18 protein-coding genes are annotated in these 23,245 nt (G+C 55.3%); 3 read left to right on the forward strand and 15 right to left on the reverse strand.

The window, feature by feature from the left end; genetic code table 11:
* The first annotated feature begins 142 nt into the window (after positions 1 to 142).
* Both ompC and ABEH87_RS06940 read left to right on the forward strand, forming a co-directional pair.
* Positions 143 to 1,246 (forward strand): porin OmpC, encoded by a 1,104-nt coding sequence (ompC, locus tag ABEH87_RS06935; RefSeq protein ID WP_346575150.1) that lies wholly within the window; start codon positions 143 to 145, stop codon positions 1,244 to 1,246.
* A 188-nt stretch (positions 1,247 to 1,434) separates the two neighbouring features.
* Positions 1,435 to 2,625, forward strand: a complete 1,191-nt coding sequence (locus tag ABEH87_RS06940) for an amino acid aminotransferase (RefSeq protein WP_346575152.1) — start codon at positions 1,435 to 1,437, stop codon at positions 2,623 to 2,625.
* 52 nt (positions 2,626 to 2,677) lie between these two features.
* Here ABEH87_RS06940 and ABEH87_RS06945 read toward each other — a convergent pair whose 3' ends face one another.
* From ABEH87_RS06945 to cmoM, 7 genes are all read right to left on the reverse strand, one after another.
* A complete protein-coding gene (locus ABEH87_RS06945; RefSeq protein WP_346575154.1) occupies positions 2,678 to 3,307 on the reverse strand; it encodes an MBL fold metallo-hydrolase in 630 nt (209 codons plus the stop codon).
* Between the two features lie 42 nt (positions 3,308 to 3,349).
* Positions 3,350 to 3,898 carry a YcbK family protein gene (locus ABEH87_RS06950; RefSeq protein ID WP_346575156.1) on the reverse strand — a complete coding sequence of 183 codons (549 nt, stop codon included), beginning with the start codon at positions 3,896 to 3,898 and terminating at the stop codon, positions 3,350 to 3,352.
* Positions 3,899 to 4,085: 187 nt separating this feature from the next.
* A complete protein-coding gene (gene ldtD / locus ABEH87_RS06955; RefSeq protein WP_346576175.1) occupies positions 4,086 to 5,942 on the reverse strand; it encodes a L,D-transpeptidase in 1,857 nt (618 codons plus the stop codon).
* A gap of 174 nt (positions 5,943 to 6,116) precedes the next feature.
* Positions 6,117 to 10,565: a chromosome partition protein MukB gene (gene mukB / locus ABEH87_RS06960; RefSeq protein ID WP_346575158.1), complete on the reverse strand. Its 4,449-nt coding sequence runs from the start codon at positions 10,563 to 10,565 to the stop codon at positions 6,117 to 6,119.
* Positions 10,566 to 11,291: a chromosome partition protein MukE gene (gene mukE / locus ABEH87_RS06965; protein ID WP_346575160.1), complete on the reverse strand. Its 726-nt coding sequence runs from the start codon at positions 11,289 to 11,291 to the stop codon at positions 10,566 to 10,568.
* A complete protein-coding gene (gene mukF, locus ABEH87_RS06970; RefSeq protein WP_346575162.1) occupies positions 11,272 to 12,594 on the reverse strand; it encodes a chromosome partition protein MukF in 1,323 nt (440 codons plus the stop codon). The genes mukE and mukF overlap by 20 nt, the downstream gene beginning before the upstream one ends.
* On the reverse strand, positions 12,591 to 13,376 hold the full coding sequence (gene cmoM, locus ABEH87_RS06975; protein WP_346575164.1) for a tRNA uridine 5-oxyacetic acid(34) methyltransferase CmoM: 786 nt from the start codon (positions 13,374 to 13,376) through the stop codon (positions 12,591 to 12,593). Before cmoM ends, mukF begins: the two co-directional genes overlap by 4 nt.
* A 236-nt stretch (positions 13,377 to 13,612) precedes the next feature.
* Here cmoM and elyC point away from each other — a divergent pair, with 236 nt between their 5' ends.
* On the forward strand, positions 13,613 to 14,401 hold the full coding sequence (gene elyC / locus ABEH87_RS06980) for an envelope biogenesis factor ElyC (RefSeq protein ID WP_346575166.1): 789 nt from the start codon (positions 13,613 to 13,615) through the stop codon (positions 14,399 to 14,401).
* Here the strand turns inward: elyC and ABEH87_RS06985 are convergent.
* From ABEH87_RS06985 to ihfB, 8 genes are all read right to left on the reverse strand, one after another.
* On the reverse strand, positions 14,378 to 15,271 hold the full coding sequence (locus ABEH87_RS06985; RefSeq protein ID WP_346575168.1) for a YcbJ family phosphotransferase: 894 nt from the start codon (positions 15,269 to 15,271) through the stop codon (positions 14,378 to 14,380). The two genes, elyC and ABEH87_RS06985, sit on opposite strands and share 24 nt — an antisense overlap.
* Before the next feature lie 110 nt (positions 15,272 to 15,381).
* Positions 15,382 to 16,128, reverse strand: coding sequence for a 3-deoxy-manno-octulosonate cytidylyltransferase (kdsB, locus tag ABEH87_RS06990; RefSeq protein WP_346575170.1), 747 nt, complete (start codon positions 16,126 to 16,128; stop codon positions 15,382 to 15,384).
* On the reverse strand, positions 16,125 to 16,307 hold the full coding sequence (locus ABEH87_RS06995) for a Trm112 family protein (protein ID WP_346575172.1): 183 nt from the start codon (positions 16,305 to 16,307) through the stop codon (positions 16,125 to 16,127). The genes kdsB and ABEH87_RS06995 overlap by 4 nt, the downstream gene beginning before the upstream one ends.
* 96 nt (positions 16,308 to 16,403) lie before the next feature.
* Entirely contained in the window at positions 16,404 to 17,612 is a 1,209-nt protein-coding gene (locus tag ABEH87_RS07000) for a crosslink repair DNA glycosylase YcaQ family protein (protein ID WP_346575174.1), read from the reverse strand.
* Positions 17,613 to 17,674: 62 nt separating this feature from the next.
* Entirely contained in the window at positions 17,675 to 18,679 is a 1,005-nt protein-coding gene (lpxK, locus tag ABEH87_RS07005; RefSeq protein WP_346575176.1) for a tetraacyldisaccharide 4'-kinase, read from the reverse strand.
* Positions 18,676 to 20,424: a lipid A ABC transporter ATP-binding protein/permease MsbA gene (msbA, locus tag ABEH87_RS07010; RefSeq protein ID WP_346575178.1), complete on the reverse strand. Its 1,749-nt coding sequence runs from the start codon at positions 20,422 to 20,424 to the stop codon at positions 18,676 to 18,678. Before msbA ends, lpxK begins: the two co-directional genes overlap by 4 nt.
* A 35-nt stretch (positions 20,425 to 20,459) precedes the next feature.
* Entirely contained in the window at positions 20,460 to 22,724 is a 2,265-nt protein-coding gene (locus tag ABEH87_RS07015; RefSeq protein WP_346575180.1) for a ComEC family protein, read from the reverse strand.
* A gap of 217 nt (positions 22,725 to 22,941) precedes the next feature.
* Positions 22,942 to 23,229, reverse strand: a complete 288-nt coding sequence (gene ihfB, locus ABEH87_RS07020) for an integration host factor subunit beta (protein ID WP_346575182.1) — start codon at positions 23,227 to 23,229, stop codon at positions 22,942 to 22,944.
* Positions 23,230 to 23,245: the final 16 nt, after the last annotated feature.

Here is a 23,245-nt window from a genome sequence, read left to right on the forward strand (position 1 = left end):
ATTTTCGAGGTAGATTAACCAGGCTGTGAATGGAAAGATGCGTGCAGACACAGGAAGACACCAAACTCTCATCGTAGTTCTGTAAAGAATTATTGACGGCAGTGGCAGGTGTCCAAATAACTCCAATGAGGGTAATAAAAAAATGATGAAGCGCAACATTCTTGCAGTAGTGATCCCAGCACTGTTGGCCGCTGGTGCCGCTAACGCAGCAGAAATCTATAACAAAGATGGCAACAAACTGGACCTGTACGGTAAAGTTGATGCGCGTCACACCTTCTCTGACAGCGCTGGCGATGACGGTGATGCTTCTTATGTCCGTTTCGGCTTTAAAGGCGAAACCCAGATTAACGACCAGCTGACCGGTTACGGCCAGTGGGAATATAACATCCAGGCGAACGTTGCTGAATCTGAAGGTACTACAGGTTCTAAAACTCGTGTTGGCTTTGCAGGTCTGAAATTTGCTGAGTTCGGCTCATTCGACTACGGCCGTAACTACGGTGTAGGTTACGACCCACTGGCATGGACCGACGTTCTGCCAGTATTCGGTGGTGATACTGGTAACTCTGATAACTTCATGGTTGGTCGTTCTAACGGTCTGGCAACTTACCGTAACACCAACTTCTTCGGTCTGGTTGATGGCCTGGACTTTGCTCTGCAATACCAGGGTAAAAACGAAGACAACGCAACCGGTCGTGGTATCAAGCAAGCGAACGGCGACGGCTGGGGTTCTTCTGTAACTTATACCTCTCCAATCGGCGTGGGTGTGACTGCTGCTTACACCAAATCTGACCGTACTAATAACCAGGAAGCTGCAACTTTCGCCAACGGTGGAAAATCAGCAGAAACATGGTCTACTGCAGTTAAATACGATGCCAACAATGTTTACCTGGCAGCGATGTACGGCGAAACGCGTAACGCGACCTACATCTCTGGCACTGTTAACGGTGTAGCTGCTGATGGTACAGTAAACAAAGAGCAGAAATTTGAAGCAGTAGCTCAGTACCAGTTCGACTTCGGTCTGCGTCCATCCCTGGCATACGTGCAGGATAAAGCGAAAGATGTTGAAGGCATTGGCGACGTAGATCTGTACAAATACGTGTCAGTAGGCTCTTACTACTACTTCAACAAAAACATGTCTACCTACGTTGACTATAAAATCAACCTGATCGACGAAAACGATGCTACCCGTAACCTGGGTGTGGGCACCGACGACGTTGTAGGTGTTGGCCTGGTATACCAGTTCTAATTGCCACTTAGTCGCGGCTAAGGTCGCGATTAACAGTGCATCAAACGGGGCTTCGGCCCCGTTTTTGTTTTTCTCCGTTCTCACATCCCTTTCTGCTGTTTTTTTGACGCAAACGGTTGGTAATTTACCGATTCTGGCGTTAACCTGAGTCCTCACTTCGCTTTAAATTAAGCTAACGGACTTCGACTATGTTTGAACGTATTGCAGCTGCACCCGCCGACCCTATTCTTGGTTTAGCCGACCTGTTCCGCGCTGATGACCGCCAAAATAAGATCAACCTCGGTATTGGCGTGTATAAAGATGAAACCGGCAAAACGCCGGTACTGACCAGCGTAAAAAAGGCTGAGCAGTATCTGCTGGAAAACGAAACCACCAAAAATTACCTGAGCATCGACGGCATCGCCGACTTTGGGCGCTGTACCCAGGAACTGCTGTTCGGGGCGGATAGCACCCTGATCAGCAGCCAGCGTGCGCGTACGGCTCAGACCCCAGGTGGAACCGGCGCACTGCGCGTCGCCGCCGACTTTATTGCCACGCAGACCAGTGCAAAACGCATCTGGGTCAGCAATCCAAGCTGGCCAAACCACAAGAATGTGTTTGCCGCTGCCGGTCTGGAAGTGTGTGAATACGACTACTACGATGCCGCCCGGCACACGCTGGACTTTGACGGGCTGCTGAGCAGCCTGAACGCCGCGCAGGCGGGTGACATCGTGCTGTTCCACGGCTGCTGCCACAACCCGACCGGCATTGACCCAACGGCTGCCCAGTGGTCACAGCTGGCTGAGCTGTCGCTGGCGAAAGGCTGGCTGCCGCTGTTTGACTTTGCCTATCAGGGCTTCGCTCGTGGTCTGGAAGAAGATGCTGAAGGCCTGCGCGCTTTCGCCGCCAGCCATCAGGAACTGATTGTCTGCAGCTCTTACTCGAAGAACTTCGGCCTGTATAACGAGCGCGTGGGTGCCTTTACCCTCGTCGCCGCTGATGCCACCGTGGTAGATACCGCATTCAGCCAGGTCAAAGCGACCATTCGTGCCAACTACTCTAACCCACCCGCCCACGGTGCAGCGGTGGTGGCAACGATTCTCGGCAACAAGGATCTGCGCGCGCTGTGGGAGCAGGAGTTGACCAGCATGCGTGAACGTATTCAGCGTATGCGTCAGCTGTTTGTGAACACGCTACAGGAGAAAGGGGCGAAAGGTGATTTCAGCTTTATCATCAGTCAGAACGGCATGTTCTCATTCAGCGGTCTGACGAAAGATCAGGTTGTGCGTCTGCGTGATGAGTTTGGCGTTTATGCGGTGAACTCCGGGCGAGTCAACGTGGCAGGGATGACCCCGGACAACATGTCCCCGCTGTGTGAAGCCATCGTCGCGGTGCTGTAACAAGGGGAAGTGCAAAAAGGGTGACCGTTTTGCCGGTCACCCTTTTTTGTGTCTACTGCAGGAACGGATTACTGATACGTTCGCGACCCAGCGTAGACATCGGGCCATGTCCCGGAATAAAGGTCACGTCATCGCCCAGCGGCAGCAGCTCATTGTGAATTGAAGCGATCAGGTCACTGTGGCTGCCCTGAGGAAAGTCAGAGCGCCCCACGCCACCGTTGAAAATCACGTCCCCTGACACCAGCAGGCGGCCGGCACGGTCAAAAAATACGATATGGCCCGGCGTATGCCCCGGACACAGCAACACTTCCAGAGACGTCTGCCCTACCTGAACGGTTTCCCCCTCTTCCAGCCAGCGGTCAGGCTCCAGCGGCGGGCACTCATCAAAACCAAACATCTGGCTTTGCATCGGTAAACCTTCCAGCCAGAATTTATCTGCTTTATGTGGGCCTGTAACAGGAATGGCATAGTGCGCGGCGAGTTCTGCAGCGGCACCAACATGGTCAAGGTGACCGTGCGTCAGCAGAATTTGCGTGAGCGTCACGCCCAGCGCAGTGACTTCACGCTTAATTTTTTCTGCATCGCCTCCCGGATCGACCAGAGCGGCCTCACGGGTTTCAGTACACCAGATCACCGAACAGTTCTGGGCGAACGCAGTGACCGGGATAAGATGATAATCCATAATACTCCGTTACCGGACACCATAAGGAGCCGGGATTTCGTTTTACCAGTGCCGAACCGGCCCGGTATCAATATGCACAAAGTTACTACTCGGATAGTATCCTACACCACCCGCCCGCAGTGAAAGCGCGGCTTTGCGAACATTGCTTAACGAAATCCCTTCAATATGGAAATCCATCGCCTGCCCCAGGGTATGGTAGCTGTGTTTAGCCACGCCTCTGGTGTGCGAACGCAACGAATTATTGGTTCCGAGTGAACGGTAACCGGAGATCAGCTGTACCGGTTTACGACTGTCGAGCAGAGTTTGCAGACGGAAGAGTTGATCAAACAGGTGGGGGTCAATGCTTTTGCTTTTATTCGCACGGTAATCACGGAAAAAATGATTCAGTCGCGCCAGCTCATCCTTGTCATAGCTTTTACCATTAAAGAATTCCGTTTTAAGGTTTTCACCGGTATTGAGGTTATTAAGGGTCAATACGCGTGGACGGGAGGTAGAAAGCGAAGCGAAAGCCTGTCCGGGGAGCATTGCCATACCAAGCGCAGCACCACCTAACGTCAGCCATTTACGGCGATGAGGGTCGAATTTATTCATTAATCTGTATTACCTGGCTTAAGAAGTCGGAACTGTGTATTTGAGTACACCGACCCAGACCTTACCGGGCGAGAAAACCTACGTCAACCCGGCAAAAGCAAAACCGGCACAAAGTATGATGTAGCCCTCTTTGTGCCGGTTTTATAGCGCTGAACGCCCCGTCGGGTAAATGCTGATTAATCAATCATTAGAGCAATAACTGACCAGCCTGAGTCAGGGCCTGAGCGCCAGAACGCGCGGTGCTGTCATAATTGTAAATATCTGTACGAAATTGCGGCTGACCATCATCTGCGACCCAGGCCGTCAGATAGTAAAGGTTCACCGGCACCCGCTGACGAATAGAGACGAAGCGTGTTTCACCCTGTTTCAATGTGCCGGAAATACGTGAATTATCCCAGCCAACATTCTGAAGTAACAGGCTGGCAAGATCCGACGCGCGGTTAACGCGCACGCAGCCAGAGCTTAACGCGCGGATATCCTTCTGGAACAGACCATGGTTAGGCGTGTCGTGCAGATAGATCGCATCTGAACTTGGCATATTAAACTTGTAACGCCCCAGCGAGTTGGTCGGCCCTGGAGCCTGACGAATCCGGTACGGGAATGAAGCGGCAGAGACCATACTCCAGTCGATCATTGACGGGTCAATGACCTGCGCATCACTGCTCCAGCCTGACAGTAGCGTGTAGCCATGCTTGTACAGATACATCGGGTCCTGCTTCACCTTTGGCACAATATCCTTGCGGACCAGGGTGGTAGGCACGTTCCACGGCGGATTCAGCACCACATTGTTCAGCGCGCTGCGCATTAACGGCGTTTTACGGTCTGGTCGGCCGACAATGACCCGTGAAGAAAGGATCTCATTGCCATTAACATAGTAGGCGAGTGAGTAGTTAGGAATGTTCACCATGATGCCGTTATGCATATCATCCGGCAGCAGTCGCAGGCGCTGAATATTCAGCGCCAGCAGCGAAGCACGACGCTGCGGAGAAACGTTCAGCCATTCACGGGTACGCGTACCAATGGCACCGTCGGCTTCCAGGCCCTGCCAGAGCTGAAAGCGTTTCAGTGCGGCCACCAGGTCTGGTGTGTAAACATTATCGCTGTTCACCGGCACACTCTCCCCCTGCACATTACCGACATTCTGCGGCACAGAGGAAGGAGTCAGATTCGCCGTCTGGGCAGCTGAAGGGCTGATGACGGCGTTGTTGTCAGGAGTGGCTGGCGCAGCGGCATCAGGCTGGGCGTTATCGTCGTCATGCACCAGCGGTGCATCGACTGCGCCGACGACTTCATCCGCAGGCGTCGGCGGCTCGCTGGCCGCTGACATCATCCCCGTACGTTGCAGAATATCGCGCAGCGCCGGGACGTCATTGCTGATCTGCCCCGGACGCAGGGTCTGTTTATCGGTTAACTGCGGCCACGGGCGATTTTCCGCCAGCAGGGTTTTCAGGGCCTGATGCATGCGGACATATTGCGGATGCTGCGGCGCAAGGGAGAGAACAAAACCATTCAGACTGCCCTGAGCCAGTGCATTTTGCCACTGGTTGATCACTGCCACTGAAGGGGCTTCCAGCTTATAAGGCACGCTGCTGTACAGCCAGGTTTCCCCCTTGCTCGGCACGCTGGAAGTAAACTGCAGGTAACCCAGCATGGCGTCGGAAAGCACCACATCACGTGCCATGCCGGTGATAGCCGGGTCAGTCAGCTGTTTAACCCACTGCGTAAACTGCGGCTGGACGCCGGAGATAGCCACTTCGGCCAGCTGCTGCTGAAATTGTTGTACCGCCTGGGGGTCCTGCCACATTGGCTGCATATTGCGGCTGGCGTACAGGGGAGCCAGATTTTTTAGATAAAAAGGCGCCCTGCCCTCCGGCAACAGTGCCCCGAGCTGTGACAGGCTTTGTGCCACACTGATGCTGCTGTGCGTTACCGGTGCATTAACAGGCGGAATACCTGCAACAGACGGGGAAACACAGACCAGCCAGCACATCAGACTACAACTCAGCGCGGCAGCCTGAGCGGAAAACGATTTCTGCAGCAAAATCCTTGCTCCCTGTTAAGTCTGCTGAACGGAAGGCCAGCAGCAATTAGTCATTGTTATAAGTATAGAAACAGAAAACGGCATTTGCCTCTTACGTTGCAAATGCCGCTATGCAGAATAATCCGGACGCAGGAATTTTACCACTGCGTCACATTATTTTATACAGTCTGTCGCTGACTACGCCTCTGCTTCCACATCCCTGGCGGTGATGGTCGGTTCAGCGGCAAAGCCGCGCAGGCCGACAACGTGCACATGCTCGGTATTATTGAACACCTTGCGCACCAGTTTATAGGTGGTTCCTTTTTCCGGACTGATATTTTCCGGTGCGGCGATAATCAGCTGCATCTCCAGACGGTCGCAGAGTTCGAACAGGGTGGCGATAGATTTCGCATCCAGACGTGCGGCCTCATCAAGGAACAGCAGACGGCACGGAGAAATATCTTTTCCACGCAGACGACGGGACTCCTCTTCCCAGCTCTGTACCACCATCACCAGAATTGACATCCCGGTACCAATGGCTTCCCCGGTCGACAGCGCCCCACTTTCCGCACGCAGCCAGCCGTCCGATCCGCGGTTAACCTCCACTTCCATCTCAAGATAGTTGCGGTAATCGAGCAACTCTTCTCCGATAGTCTGTGGCGTACGCTGCCCCATATCGATCTGCGGGTTCAGACGCTGATAGAGTTTTGCCAGCGCCTCGGAGAAGGTCAGGCGATTACTTTTGAACAGGTCCTGGTGCTGTTCATGCTGTTCAGACAGCACATCCAGCAGCGTGGAGTGCGCTTCACGCACGTTCACGTTGAGACGGACGCTCTTCACCTGACCGAAGCTGACAGCCTGCAGGCCCTGGTTGAGCTGGCGAATACGGTTCTGTTCACGCTGGATGGTTTTGCGGATGATATTCGACACGCTGCGTGAGCTGATAGCCAGCATCTGTTCACGAGCCGTCAGCTCTTCCGTCAGACGATTCAGCTCAATTTCCATCTGTTCGATGGCTTCAACCGGGTCGTCGGTGCGAATAATATCCTGGCGGATGCGCTCGCGCAGATGCTGATAAACCGCGATAAAGAACTGGATTTTTCGTTCCGGGCGTTTCGGATCTTCCGACAGGCGCAGCACATCGCGCAGGTGTTCGTTATCCGCCACCGCCAGACGCAGCGCGCCCAGCGCTTTATCCGACATGGAACGCAGTTCATCCCCGCCCAGATAGGCCAGCTCGCGGCGATGCAGACGGCGCTCAACGCCATTGTCTTTCACCAGGCGCAGAACGGCCACCCAGCCCGCTTTGGCACTGACCACCTGTTCGCGACCGACCTGATACTCGCGCTCCAGACGGCGCAGCTTTTTCTGCAGCGCATCCATTTCGGCTTCACAGAAGGTCAGCTGTTTTTCCAGCTGATTGCGGCGCATGCGGTTATTGCTCAGGGCGCTGTAGAGCTCATCACGCCGCTGTTTCGCGCGATCCTCAGCGGTCGCATCCGCCTGTACGCCGATGTCCAGCATCTCCTGCTGCAGCTCTTTCAGCATATCGCGCTTGGCATCGTACGAGCTTTTCAGCGATGCCAGCACCTGGGAATACTGCGTTAACTGGGTCTGATGCTGACGCAGCTGCTCGCGGGCACGGGTACGTTCTCCTTCCGCCTGTTCAAGACGCTGACGCAGCTTCTCGTTAAGATCGCTGGTGCCGTTGAGCATGCCGGCGGAGTCCACGTAGCCAAAGTGCGCACGGCGCTGAACGACTTCCGTCAGAGCAAACGCCTGCTGACGTGCATCGCGCTGCTGCTGCTGTGCCTGCTGGTAGTCCAGCTTCAGCTGGTCGTGCTGCTCCGGGTCGCTCTGCAGAGCAGAGAGAATTGGCTCCAGTTTTGTCAGCTGTGCACCGTGCTGCTGCACAAAGCGCGCCGCCTCCTGAGCTTCATCCAGTTTTTCCTGAATCTCGTCGTGACGATCCTGCAACGTGTCATCCAGTAACAGACTGACGCGCGGCATTAAGCGGTTAAGCTGGGCAACGCCCTCTTTCGCCTGCTCAAACTGCTGGCGCTGCTGCTGATTTTCGCTTTCATGGTTGGCCAGCGCACGCTCCACCTCGTTACGGCGGGTATTCAGCAGGCGCATTTCCGCTTCCGGATCGGACTCAAAGGCCACCCCCAGGTGGCTGCCGATAAAGCGGCTAAAGGACTGATGCAGACGCTGGGTTTTCTGGACGTCAAACGACAGCGTGGCGAAGCGCTCTGCCAGGGCTTCACGCTCGGTGCGCAGCACTTCAAGCTGGTTTTCACGCGCAGCGCGGCCAAACAGCGGCACTTTCGGGAAGCGGGAATAACGCCACTGGCGATCCCCGGCTTTCACCACTACGGCTTTTTCCAGCTCTTCAACGTTGAACACGCTGTCATCAAACGACTGCGGGTCGCCTTCAATGAGGTAGAGATCTTCCGGGCAGTCATCCAGCCCGTCGAGCTGGTCGCGGATCAGTGACAGGTCAGGCACCACAATCGCGTGGCGGGCCGGGCCATACAGGGCAGAGAAGTATGGCGCATCGTCGATGGTGACATCGTCGTAAATTTCAGACAGCAGCACACCGCCAAAGCGTTCAGCCAGATGGTTCAGACGTGCATCTTCGGCCCCGCCAGGCTGACTGAGTCGCTCAATCTGTTTTTCAATCTCACGCTTGCGCGCGGAGATCTCATCACGTTCAACCGTGGTTTCACGCTCACGCTCCAGCAGCTGCTGCATGAACTCGGTGACCTGCTGGCTGTTTTCCAGCGCCTGTCCGGTCTGCTCACTCAGCTGCGACAGGATCTCCTGCGCTGCCAGCCACTGCGGTGCCTGTTTGGTCAGACGTGCAATGCGTTCGCGCAGCTGTTCCAGCTCCTGGCGCAGCGTCATACGACGTTCACCGGCATCGGCCACGCTTTCGTTCAGCAGCTCAATCTGCGCTTCCAGCTCAGCCTGTAAGGATTCAAGCTCGTCGGCTTCTACCTGCTGGCCGTGACGCTTGCAGAACTCGTTGAGCAGACGTTCGGCATCCTGCTGTTCACGCAGGCGCTGAGCCAGTTCGTTGAGACGGCTGCGCAGAGGTTGCAGCTGCTCTGCGTGGTAACGCTGGTTGCCGGCATCGCGTAACAGGTCACGCCCTACCTGCCAGGCCTCACTGCGGCTGACCGGTCCGGCAATTTTATTGACCAGCTCAAACGCCAGCTCAAACTGGCTGTGTGCCGCCTGCGCGACGCTCATTTTCTGTTCCAGCATCAGCAGTCTGTCGGTTGCTTCCTGCTCTTTGGCCTGGAAGGTCTCCTGCCACTCATCGGCATTTTCAATGCTGAGATCGCGTAGCTGACAGATATCCTGAGCGCGCTGCAATGCGGTCAGTGCCTGCTGATACTGAATCGCACGGGTTTGCTGCACGTCCAGCGCCTGCTGATAGTCGGCCAGCTGGTTTTTCAGCTCATCCACTTCCAGCTCGGCATTTTCGCTGCGGGCTTCGTTCTCTTCCTGCACCTCACGCGCTTCGGCCACCACCTCATTCTGCTCTTCCAGACGGAAGGTCAGTTCTTCGAGGTCGGCATCGTAGCGGTCAATTTTTTCCTGCTGACGCAGTGCGGTCTGTACCAGATTAAGATGATCGCTGGCACCCTGATAGTCGGTTTCCAGATCGCTCTCAGCGGCATTATGCTCACCCAGTTCACGTGCCATCTCGATATGGCGGTACTGCTCGGCGGCAAGCTGCTTACGGCTGGTAAACAGATCGTTACGGACCTGCATGGCACCGTCAAGATGAATGCGGCGCTCATTGGCGTGACGCATGTAATCCGCCGCCACGTAGCTGGTGGCCTCGGAGATCAGGTGTTTGAACAGGTCACGGTCGGACTGCGTCACGCGTATCGCTTCCAGCGTCATGCGGTTTTCACGCAGGGCCGCTTCCATATCCTGGAACGCCTTGCGTACGCCGCTGTTTTCCGGCAACAGATAGTCACGCAGGGAGCGGGTAATCGCGCTGGAGATCCCGCCGTACAGTGAGGCTTCAATCAGACGGTAATACTTGCTGCGGTCAGCCGCTGAGCGTAAACGTCGCGCGACAATACCGAGGTCAAACATCACCGAATGATAGTCGGTGATGGAGTTGTACTGCTTGAACTGTACGCTCTCCATACTTTCAAAGCGTTCTTTCAGTTCACTGATCGGCACCACGCGCGCCTGGCGCTCGTTAACGGTCTCGGTAAGAATTTCGGTCGGGTTAATCGCCGTCGGCAGCCCGTGAATACTGAAAGGCTTGATATCCACTTTACGGTCACGGCCAGCCACCTGCTGCAAACGCACCCCGACCAGCACCCGCTGATGCAGCGAGTTCACCACATCAAGGACGGCGTAGCAGACACCCGGACGCAATTTACCGTGCAGGCCTTTGTCGCGAGAGCCGGACGTCGCCCCGGCTTCGGTCGTGTTACGGAAATGCAGCAGCGTTAAATCGGGAATTAGCGCGGTGACAAACGCCGCCATCGTCGTCGATTTACCGGCACCGTTTCCCCCAGACAGGGTGGTGACCAGCTCGTCAAGATCGAAGGTGCGGGCAAAAAAGCCGTTCCAGTTAATCAGCGTCAGCGAGCGAAACTTTCCACGTTCAATCATTTATTCTTCCTCTGCACTGTCCGGCGCATTGTTTTCCGCTTCATTCTCAGTGTCTTCGCTATCGTCATGCAGCGCCAGGCCACCGTCGAGTTGCATCGCTTCACCGTCACGGATCATACGCAGCTGCGCTTCACGGGCATCATCACCGCTGCGCACATCGGCACCAAAGCGGAAGACGGATTCCGTGATACGGAATTTACTGCTGTCATTGCCCATGAACCACACCATCCCCAGGCGACGCAGGCGATTTAATGACGCGCGCATCTTCTCCTGGAGCTTCTGACGGTCAAGGTCAGAACCGGTAGAACGCTGGTTAACCAGCTTCAGCAGCTTGCTTTCATCGGCCAGCGACATCAGTTCGTCGTGCAGTTCCTGCTGAGTGAAGATCCCTTCATTGGCCAGACGTTCCGGGCTGAGATAGAGGTAACACAGAATTTTCCCTACCATCATGTCCAGCTCGGACAGCACTGAACGCGGAATCAGCGTCGTGGAGCGCGGACGAAGGTAGAAAAAGCCTTCAGGCGCACGGATCAGTTCAACGTTGTAACGGGCATAAAATTCTTCCAGGAACTCCTGGTAATCCATCAGAAAGGCGTGCTGGTCCAGCTCTTCAATGCCAATATGGCGCCCTGCTCGTAACTGGCTATCCAGCGCCGGGAAAATCGGGTTGGCCAGAGCAATCGCCAGCTTAACCGGCATCACTTGTTCAATATTTGTCGATGACATGTGCCTGCACCTTGGCTCCGTAATCATTAATAGCCTGCCATTTTGCGGCAAGACCAGAGAAGTCTGCTTCGGCCACGCCTAAGCGTACGGCCTGGTCGACGACAATACGCGCGACGTCAAAGTGACGTACACGGGGGTACTGCGTCAGGTAATCGCGTATGACTGCGCCGAGATCCAGCGGTTTTTGTTGTGTTTTATAGCTGGCAAGCGCCTCTTCAATCATCGCCGCCAGCTGTTCGCGGATAGCATTAAACTCTTCGTATTCCAGTTCTGATGGCAGCTCACCGGTGACCTCTTCACTCCGCAACGTCAGCTCTTCATCACGCATGTCGTACAGACGGTCAGCATTGGCGTAGGTCAGTGCCCACGGCTGATCGAAGTAATTTTGCACCGACTGACGTAAACGTTGCGCAAAGACGCGGTTTTTATCCATATCAATCGCGGTACGGATGAATTTATGCACGTGACGGTCGTAGCCGATCCACAGGTCTATCGTCTGCTGACCCCAGCTGATAATGCGATCGAGTTTGTTTTGCAGGTCGTACACCAGTTTGTCGACAAACCCCAGATCCGGGCTGTTCATGGTGGCATCCTGAATGCGCAGCAGATTGGCCTGGAGTTTATCCCCGGCGGCCTCCAGCGTATCCTGCAGTTCACGCAGCGTGCCGGAGGTTTCATTGAGCAACAGTTCGCAGCTGGAAATGGCGGCGCGCCAGTCTTTATTCAGCAGTTGGGCAATATCATCTTTCACCGCCTGCTGCTGCTCATCCATGGTGCGCTGGGTGATATCAATACTGTCGAAAATTTCGGCTACCGAGTATTTTAACGGAGCAAACACGTTACGGTGCCAGTGAAACTCATCGCCATCTTCTTCGGCAGCATCCGCTGCACGTTTTAACTCACCGGCGACGATCGACAGCTGTAAAGAGAGACGCAGCGTGGAGAATTCACGCTGACGAATATAATAATCAGTAATACCGATGCCGAGTGGCGTCAGACGGTAGATGGCATTGCCGACGGCGTGTTCGCTGGTAAAGCGATTAAGCAGGCGCTGACGCACCATATCATTAATGGCATTATTGGCACGCACCACTACGGTTTCGCTGGTCTGCTCGAACCCTTCACTGACGTGGCGGAAGGCGTCGATCAGTTCGCCTTCACTCATTTCGCCATCCATGCGCTCACCGTTGAGGGTGGCGACTGCCAGTAAAAAAGCCAGACGTTCGGTTGGCAACGAGACGGAAAAATCATTTTTTCGCGCCCAGGCCACCAGTTCCGGTACAGTCTGGGAAAAATCACTCATAGTACGTCCTTCTGAATGGGTTTCCGCGCTGTGACGTGGATGTAACGCCCTAAACTTAAAAACGGCTCCTGGCGGCAGTACTGCTTCTCCAGGGCCAGAACCTCATCAAATCTGTCGCTCTGTTTAGCTTTGTCACGCAGATAGTCGTGAAAAACCCGAATGCCGGTTTTATTTTCAATGGTAAAACCACACGCCTGCAGCCAGCTGTAGACCTGTTGTGGATCGCGCGGATAGTCCGGGGACAATGTTTTCTTTTTTCGCTTGGCCAGCCCGGCCTGCAGATAACCAAAGTTACCCAGTACCATCGTCTGCATCAGCAGGCCATTCAGGTTGTAGAACATCAGCGACAGGACACCACCGGGCTTCAACGCATCATACAGCGCCGCCAGGACCTGTTCAGGTTCCGCGACCCATTCCAGCACCGCGTGAAACAATACCAGATCCACCGGTTTATCCAAATGTTGACCGACCTGCTGCGCGCTAATTTGTTCAAATTGCATGTTGCCGCTCACACCTTTCTCATCGGCAAGGCGGCGGGCGCGCGACAGCATCTCTGCAGAAACATCGCAAAGCAGCACCTGATGACCGCGTGCGGCAATGCCACATCCGGTTTGCCCTTCTCCCCCGCCCGCATCCAGCACCGACAGCGGCCCTTCCGGGAACGAGGCTAACAGCGCGTCAAGATCCTGCCAGAGGATCGCCTGCCGGATGCGCCCTTTGGTGGTACCGTAAATGTTTTGTGAAAATTTTTCTGCGATATCATCAAAGTTGCGATCCTGCATACTACGGCTCCGGAATTCAGGACGTGATTCTTCGGGGGGCACCCGGCTGTTTCGAGCCCTGGTAAAACTTCATAACAACGCTCATTCACGTCGGTCAACGAAGTGAAAAAAGTGGGCCAGGAGGTCTGCGGCTTGAAAGATGCGGGGTATTTTGGCATACACTGGCAAATAATGAAGCTTTCAGTCGTCATCAGGTGGCTGGGTGATGTTTTTTCGGACAAAAGGAACCATTTTCCATGTTTTTTACGCTGAAAAAAGCGATTGGCGGTCTGCTGCTTCCGCTGCCAGTGCTGCTGCTGATTATGGCTCTCGGGATTATCTTACTCTGGTTTACCCGCTGGCAGAAAAGCGGTAAAACGCTGATCTCTTTAGCCTGGGCCATTTTGCTGCTGATCAGCCTGCAACCTGTCGCTGACAGACTGCTCGCTCCGCTCGAAAATCAGTACCCTACCTGGCAGAATCAGCACCCGGTAGACTATATCGTGGTGCTCGGCGGCGGATACACCTGGAATCCGCAGTGGGCGCCCAGCTCTAATATGTTAAATAACAGTTTGCCACGGCTGGCTGAGGGCATTCGTATCTGGCGGGCGAACCCTGGGGCAAAATTGATCGTCACCGGCGGTAAAGCGCAGGGGAATCCAGTGAGTTCAGCCGCAGTCGCATCGCGCGTGGCTCAGTCGCTGGGGGTTCCGGAGAGTGATATTATCACGCTTGATCAACCCCGTGACACCGAACATGAAGCGCAGGAAGTGGCCAGAATTGCCGGGCAACGCCCTCTGGCGCTGGTGACATCCGCTAACCATCTGCCGAGGGCGATGATTTTCTTCCAGCGTCAGGGGCTGCATCCCTTGCCTGCCCCGGCAAATCAGCTGGCAGTCACCTCACCGCTGAATCCCTGGGAACGCGTCATGCCGTCTTCATTCTGGCTGGGGCACAGCGAACGCGCGGTTTACGAAAGCCTCGGTCGCCTGTGGCAGTGGCTGAAACCAACGGCCAGCGCGTCAGCTGAGCCAGGGAAGGAGTGAGCGGCTGGCCATGGTGAAACGCTGACGGTCGAACTGGCGGGTATGGATCAATCTGGCTATCTCTTCCCAGAGAATATACAGCCAGCGGCGCGCGACAAAACCCTCGGCAACGGGGGCGCGTCGCAGATACTCGCGCAAAATATCATCACCCACACCGCATTCACACAGTGGGTAGAGATCAAATTCACGCGGAGCCCACAGTACCGTGCCGGGGTTCACCATCGCCAGTAGCTGATCGCCCCATGCTTCTTTGATCATGCTGCTGAGTAGCAGATTTCCGTGCACCAGCACACAGGGATCGTCAAAACCGGCAAACAATCTGGCCTGGTACTGGCGGCTGCGGAAAAGCACGCTCAGGTCATCCATGCTTAAAGCGGGTGGCTTCAGGTAGTTCAGCGTCGCCCATAACACTTCTATCCGCTGTCCATACCAGGCAGGCCAGCGGTTGTGCTGGGTGCTGTCCACCGTGCCAACCAGCCCGTGGCTGTCAATACGATGCCAGCAGAGTATCCCTTCTACGATCTGTTCACAGAGTTGCTGCCAGCGGTCGGGGGAACGCGTAGGCGCTTCCACAGCAACCCCGCCAATGCGCTCAATCAACAGAACTTCATGCTGCGGCGGCTGCTGGCTGATCACCAGACCGTAAACCGCGGGAACGCGAACTTTACCCTCGCGCGCCAGCATCGACAGTTTATGCGCTTCCTGGGAGGCAACGCCCTTCATGCTGAAGTATTTCGCCACCAGCGGGAGTGAATGACCACTGTCATCATAAAGAGTATACAGGCTGGCATAAGGCTGCTGGCTGATACATTCAACCCGGCTGACGGGTTCACCCAACACCAGCGCAAGTTCGGACCGCAGTTGTTCCATCTTCCCTCCTTTCAGGCAAGAGGTCTTATGATGGCGTTATCAGTACAGATTTGCCCCGCACTGGATCAAATTCGCAGTTTAACGGGGCCTGAACCCGCCCCGACGCGAGATTATTGCATGGCAACGCGTACGCGCAGCAAATCTTCTGGCGTATCAACACCCACGCTGGGAATGGCTTTAGCTACGTCAACGTGGATCTTTTCGCCGTACCACAGTACCCGCAGCTGTTCCAGCAGCTCGATCTGCTCCAGCGGGCTGGCCTCCCACTGCACGTAACGACGAATAAACCCTGCGCGGTAACCATAAATGCCAATATGGCGCAGGAAATGGTCGCCAATGGCGTCACGGGAGACCGCAAACCGTTCGCGATCCCACGGAATAGTGGCGCGCGAAAAGTAAAGCGCATATCCATTCGCATCCCGGACCACCTTCACTGCGTTGGGGTTAAACGCTTCTTCCGCAGAGTCTATCGGTACTGCCAGCGTTGCCATGCCGGCACTGCTGCGCGCAAGATTTTCCGCTACCTGACGGATGATCACTGGCGGGATCATCGGCTCATCGCCCTGAACATTGACAATGACCGTCTCATCCGGGAACTGATAGTGCTCAATAACTTCGGCCAGGCGCTCGGTGCCGGACTGATGATCGGGACGGGTCATGCAGACCTCGCCACCGGCCGCCTCGACTGCACGCGCCACATCCTGATGGTCCGTTGCCACGATCACCCGATCGGCACCGGATTCCAGCGCACGCTCCATCACGTGAACCACCATCGGCTTACCGTGAATATCGACCAGCGGTTTACCCGGCAAACGGGTTGAGGCAAATCGGGCAGGAATGATCGCCACAAAACTCATGGATGGCTCTCTTCAAGCGTTAGCGAACGCGCTTCCACTTCCAGCAGCACCGGAATCCCGTCACGAACCGGATAAGCCAGTCCGTCAGGTTTGCAGACTAATTCCTGCTGATCTTTGTTGAAATACAACTTACCGTGACAGACCGGACAAGCAACAATTTCGAGTAAACGATGATCCATGGTTCCTCCGCAATGAACCCAGTTTTGCAATGGGCTAAGAATACCATAGCTATACTGGTGCGGTTACCCGCTCACCGTGAAAAACATGCCTCGCAGTTAACTTTCCCAACGGGCTGGCCAGCGGGATGCTATCGCGTCAGGAAGTTTATTGACCTCGATCATTTCAGCCCCCTGCCAGCGGGCAAACTTCGTCAGCGCTCGTTGTACCTCATCCAGCATCTGCTGGCTGACCCGCGTGTCCGGTTCCAGCCAGAGTTGCCTGACCTGCAAGATCTTTTCTTTGCGTAACATACGTGCATCCAGGCGACCTTTTAACGCGCCGCGATGAAGTACCGGCAAGACAAAGTAGCCATATTGCCGCTTTGCTTCGGGCGTGTAGCACTCAAGGCGATAGTCAAAATTAAACAGTTCGCGCGCACGTTTACGGTCCCAGACCAGGGGGTCAAAGGGAGAGAGGATCGCGGTATGCGTCGCCGCCTGCGGTACGGCGAGTTGATGAAACAGGGTATGGTGAAGATAAAGCGTGCCAAGGCGTTCCACCTTAACCTCACGCACGGCTCCCTGCTCCAGCCAGCGGGCAAGAGTGTCGGCGATCGGTGCGCGTTTCAGACGATAATAATCGGCCAGCCAGCCGGGCCGAAAAATCCCCAGACTGGCCGCACTCTTCTCCAGCAACCGCTGAACTGCATCGTCTTCTGTTAAGGCATGTTGCTCGTCGTCCCAGTCGGGCAGTATCCGCTGGCGCAGGTCGTAGACGCGCTGGAAATTATGCCGTTCGCTCACCATTAGCTCACCAGCGGTAAACAGATTCTCCAGGTGTCGTTTATGGGGTTTCCATGCCCACCAGCCGGGCTTCTGCCCTGAGGGTGCAGCAAAATCCGCCGAGCGCACGGCCCCTTTTTCGCTAATATGTGCCAGTAAATCGGCCAGCTCCTGCGGATGCTGGTCCACCCAGGCCTGATTATATTTCCAGCCTAATGCCGCAGGGTTAAGCATACGGTGACGCAACAATGGATAGTCTTCGATGGGAATAAAGCAGGCTTCATGAGCCCAGTATTCAAATATCTTACCCTGCTTCAGCGCCTGCTCCAGCCACACCTGAGGGTAATCGCCAAGACGGCTAAACAGCACCAGATAAGGGCTGCGGGCGACCACATGAATAGTGTCTATTTGCAGCAAGGACATCTGACGCAGGCAGGCTAGCAGATCGTCAAAACAGGCTTTTCGCCCGAAAGGCCGCAGTAATCCCTGTGCCGCCAGCTGGAGCTGTCGGGCCTGAGTCAGCGAAAGAGTAACCTGAGTCATAAAGCCATCCGTAACGTTAAGATGGCTTCAGTGTAGCGTTTTGCGGCAGGGGCGGCAGGAAATTAGCGTGCGGAGGGACGACGGCGTTGAGGAGAAGAAAGCGCGGTAATCGCTGCCACCAGAGTCTCAGCATCAGAGGCAGGAAGCGACGCATCCACCGGCAGATACCACCAGTTTTCTGCGGCAAAGGTACGGACTTTCACCGCATCTTTTTCCGTCATCAGCAGCGTCTGACCGGGCGTCGTCAGTGATTGCAGACGTTCTGCACTGTAGTTCTGGTGATCGGCGAACGCGACCTGCTTCAGCGGCACCACCCCCTGCTGCTGCAGGGTGTTGAAAAACCGCGGGGGATGGCCGATTCCTGCCATCGCGACCACGTTTTCCAGTTCAGCAGCAGGCTGCCGTAGACCGGATAACAGATTCACCGCCTGACCAGGCACCAGCTTCATGGCCAGTTCTCCGGGCAGCGCAGTCCCACCGTTGGTAATCACTGCGGTCACCCCCTTCAGACGGCCAGCACGTTCGCGCATGGGACCCGCGGGCAACCACCAGCCGTTGCCAAAGCGGCGCTCACCATCAACCACGACAATTTCAATATCACGGGCGAGCGCATAGTGCTGCAAACCATCATCAGTGACAATGATATCCACGCCACTTCCCCTGACCAGCGCTTCTACCGCCTGACGGCGCACCGGCGCCACCGCCACAGCAGCACCGGTGCGCTGATAAATCAGCACAGGCTCATCGCCCGCTTCAGTCGTGGTGGTCTCAGGGCCCAGCACCAGTGGATAGTGTTCTGCTTTACCCCCGTACCCACGCGATACCACACCAACGCGCAGCCCACGCTGTTGCAGCGCCTGCACCAGCCAGATAACGACCGGTGTTTTACCATTACCCCCCGCAGTCAGGTTACCCACAATCACTACCGGGACCGGCGCGCGCCAGGCTTTACGCCAGCCCCAGCGGTAGCTCAGCCGCAGCAGATTACTGACCAGCCCATAAAGCAGGCTGAGAGGTAACAGCAGCAGGTAGAGCCTGGAGCGACCACTCCAGATATTTTCAATCATTGGCCAAATTGCATCTTGTGTAGCTGAGCATAGGCTCCACGCTCTGCCAGCAGGGATTCATGGCTGCCGCGTTCAACGATCTGCCCATCTTCAACCACCACAATCTCATCTGCTTTCTCGATAGTGGAAAGACGGTGCGCAATCACCAGAGACGTACGATTTTTTTGCAGTTCGTCCAGCGCAGCCTGGATGGCGCGTTCTGACTCGGTATCCAGCGCAGATGTCGCTTCATCCAGAATCAGAATCGGGCAGTCACGCAGCAGCGCACGGGCAATGGCAATACGCTGACGCTGGCCGCCGGAGAGCAGGACGCCGTTTTCACCAATCACCGTATCAAGGCCGTTATCCATCTTGCTAATAAAGTCCATCGCATGAGCCATGACCGCGGCCTTTTCGATATCTTCGCGGCTGTACTGCTCGTGGCGGGCATAGGCGATGTTGTTGGCGACCGTATCATTAAACAGATGGACGTTTTGCGATACCAGAGCGACCTGGTTACGCAGGGAAGAGAGCGTATATTCACGCAGATCGTGTCCGTCCATCAGGATGGTGCCCTGCTGAATGTCGTAGAAACGCGTCAGCAGGCTGGCAATGGTTGATTTACCTGAACCAGAGCGGCCCACCAGCGCCACGGTCTTACCCGCCGGGATCGCCAGATTGATATTACGCAGTGCCGGCATGTCGCGGCCCGGATAGGTAAAGCTGACATCACGGAATTCAATGTCTCCCTTCGCGCGCGTAACGGTACGCGTTCCGGTGTCAATTTCCTGCTCGCTGTCGAGAATGGAGAACAGCGTCTGACAGGCTGCCATACCGCGCTGGAACTGCGCATTGACGTTAGTCAGGGATTTCAGCGGACGCATCAGGGCTATCATTGAGGAAAAGACCACGGTGATAGTACCCGCTGTCAGGGTTTCCATCACGCTTGGGAAGCTGGCCGCATAGAGCACAAAGGCCAGCGCCAGCGAGGCAATAAGCTGAATAATCGGGTCAGAGATAGATGAGGCAGAAACCAGCTTCATCCCCTGCTGACGCATACGGTTGCTGACGGTGTCAAAGCGCTGGCTCTCGATTTCCTGCCCACCGAAGATCAGCACTTCTTTATGCCCTTTCAGCATCTGTTCCGCACTGGTTGTCACCTGCCCCATGGTGTTCTGCATATTTTTACTAATATTGCGGAAACGCTTAGAGACGGTACGAATTGCGAATGACACGATCGGGGCCAGCACAATCAGAATCAGCGACAGCTCCCAGCTGTAGTAAAACATTAAGACGAACAGGCCGATGATTGAGGCACCTTCACGTACGACGGTCACCAGGGCACCGGAGGAAGAAGAGGCGACCTGTTCAGAGTCGTAGGTAATGCGCGATAAAAGCGTCCCGGTAGACTGCTGATCGAAGAAGGCGACCGGCATGCCCATCATATGGCTGAACAAACGGCGACGCATGCTCATCACGACATTGCCAGATACCCACGAAATACAGTAACTGGAAACATAGCTGGTCACGCCACGAATCAGCATCAGGCCCATGACGGCCAGGGGCATCCACAGCAGCACGGCATTGTTCGCTTTACCAAATCCATCATCAAGTAAAGGCTTCAGCAGTGACAGCATGAGTGTATCGCCCGCCGCATTGAGTACCAATGCGACTGCAGCCACAATCAATCCCGTTTTGTATGGCACTATCATTGGCCAGAGTCGACGGAAGGTCTGCCAGGTGGAGAGATCTTTATCCAGATGCATTATTTAACCAGCTTTGAATGAAATAGCTGTTTATTCTACCTGGAATCCCTGACTACGCCAAACCACTGATGATACCAACGGTTCATTATTTGTTCTCTTAACCCTCTAAGTTGCCAGTTATCAATGTAAAAGCGTGCGCTGACCTGCCCGGACAGCGCCGTATCGCGCCATTCCACATGATATTGAGCATAACGTTGAATAATTTGCGCTGCGGGTAAATGCCAGGCGCTATAACGGGCCGCAGAAGCCACCGCAGCAGTAGCAGCTACCGCACGCAGAAAAGGCGGAGACGAAGAGGTTCGGCTGCCATGATGCGGTACCTGCAGTAAATCGGCGCGCAGGCTGGCGCGCTGTCCGGCGACCAGTTTCAGTTCAGCGGGGGTTTCAATATCGCCGGTCAGCAGCACTCGCCACTTGCCATCGGTAACCGCTACCACACAGGACTGGTTGTTTCCCTCTCCTTTTTCACCTGGCGGCGGCCATAGCACACTGAAATGCAGATCCTGCCAGCGCCAGCGCATCCCTTTACGGCAGGGCAAGTGGCCCGGTCGTGCAAGCGCACTTCGCACGGTCGCGGCGGGAAAGGCCGCCTGCACGCTTTCCAGCCCACCGATATGGTCAAGATGGCCATGGCTGATAATGATATTCGTCACCTTTAATCCCTGCCAGGCAAGCCAGGGCAGGATCTGGCTACGGGCAAAATCACCGCCGGGCCAGCGATTGCCCGTATCGTAGAGGGTGGCTTTACCGTGGCGCGAGATCACTACGGAAAGCCCGTGACCGACATCCAGCATATCGACACGCCATTCAGGCTGACTGTTGACTGCCCGCCAGCTGCACAATAGCAGAGCCGCGCTAAACAGGCTGACAGGTGAAGTGCGCCACCAGCCAAAACGCACGCTTAACAGCAACAGCCAGCACAGCAGGCTGCCGGTAGCCTGCTCCTGATTAAGCGGCAACCAACCGTGAGGTAGATGTTGCAGAGGAAGAAATACCAGCGTCAGAGAATGGTCAACCCACTCCCACAGCAGCGGCCCGCACCACGGCAGCGGATTACAGACCGTTGCTATCAGGATCAGCGGAACGGTCAGCAAAGACACAATCGGCACGGCCCATAAGTTTGCAACCAGCGCGCTAAGACTGAACCCATGAAATAACAGAGCCTGTAGCGGCATCAGCATCAGTAATATCCCAACCTGAAGATGCAGTAATCGCAGCAGCAACCAGCGTTTCTTTCGGGTAAAACGAGACGGGAGTGGGAATAAGTGATACCACAGCAACAGACCCGCAACGGCAAGCGCAGAAAGCCACAGACTGTCGGAAAGAATACTGATCGGGTCAAAAAACAGAATCAGACCGATGCACAGAGCCCATACCTGCCCACCCTGGCAGTAAATACCGCGCAGTCGCAGGCTGCTCCAGATGATTAATGCCAGCATCGCCCGCTGCGCGGGGGGATTACCGCCTGATAGCCAGCAATAGGTCAGTGCTACCAGCAGGCCGCAGTACATCGGCAGCTTATAGCCAATACACCAGGCAGGAAATCCCAGTTGCACACCGCGTGCCACCAGCCAGCCGAGAGTGGCGGCAAGGGCAATATGCATACCCGATATGGCCATCAGATGCGCCGTCCCGGTTTCACGCAGCAGTTGATTCGTTCCCCTGTCGACCTCTGCTCTCTCGCCAAAGGCAAGTGCAGAAATTAGCGCCTGCCAGGTCAGATGGTGGTAGTTTTTCTGCGAGGAAGTTATTACCCCTGAACGCCAGCTACATTGAGGGTCGGTGACTTCTGCCGACAGCACCCTGCCAGTGAGAGGCGTGTGGTTAGCCAGTGCAAAACGCTGGCGGTCAAAGCCCCCCTCGTTAAGCTGGGCATGCACCGGACGCAGCATTAATCGCATGTTCCAGCGCTGCCCGGCACAAAATGCAATCGCCTGTGGCGGCACGCTCAGACTGGCATAAACTGGCGGAAAAACGATCCGGCCCTGATAGCGCAGCAGACGGGCTTTAATTCTGTTACCTTCAGGCTGCACACTATCTACAACGATCTGCACCTGCAAGCGGGATTGCGTGAGCTGGGCCACCTGATCCAGCATGGTCCGTCCGGCACTCACCGCCCAGATAAAAAACACCAGTATCAGCGCTATCCCTTTGACAAAATCCCATCCTGACTGCGCCAGCAACAGGGCGAGCAAAAGAAGCGGAATATCGTAGCGAGCGTCCGGAAGCTGCGGCAGAAAGCTCAGCGGTAACGTCGCCGCTATTACACTCCATACCAGCCGGTTTAGGGTTAAAGACATTGCACCTCCCTGTATCAGTCATAGCCAGTGTGCGGCAATTATCGTCAGGAATCAGGGGCTCAGGAGGGATCTGGATATCGTCGCACAGACATTTACTGGCGTTGCAAAATCTCGTCAACGTTCTGCGTAACGCTACGCAGTAATCACACTTTATTGCAGGCAAAAAAAAACGACACCTGAGTGTCGTTTTATCGATTCATCGCAATACCCTGAGGTATTAACCGCCGTAAATATTGGCGCGATCGCGCAGCTCTTTACCTGGTTTGAAGTGTGGAACGTATTTACCTTCCAACTCCACTTTGTCACCCGTTTTCGGGTTACGACCAGTGCGAGGTGCACGATAGTGCAAAGAAAAGCTGCCAAATCCCCGGATTTCGATACGCTCACCTTCTGACAACGTTGTTGCCATATGTTCGAGCATCTCTTTTACCGCATCCTCAACGACTTTCGCCGGAATATGAGAGTGCTGGCCGGCAAGTCTTTCAATCAGTTCTGACTTGGTCATGTAACCTCCGGTTTAT

The organism is Erwinia sp. Eh17-17 (genome assembly GCF_039675725.1).
Lineage (GTDB): Bacteria > Pseudomonadota > Gammaproteobacteria > Enterobacterales > Enterobacteriaceae > Erwinia.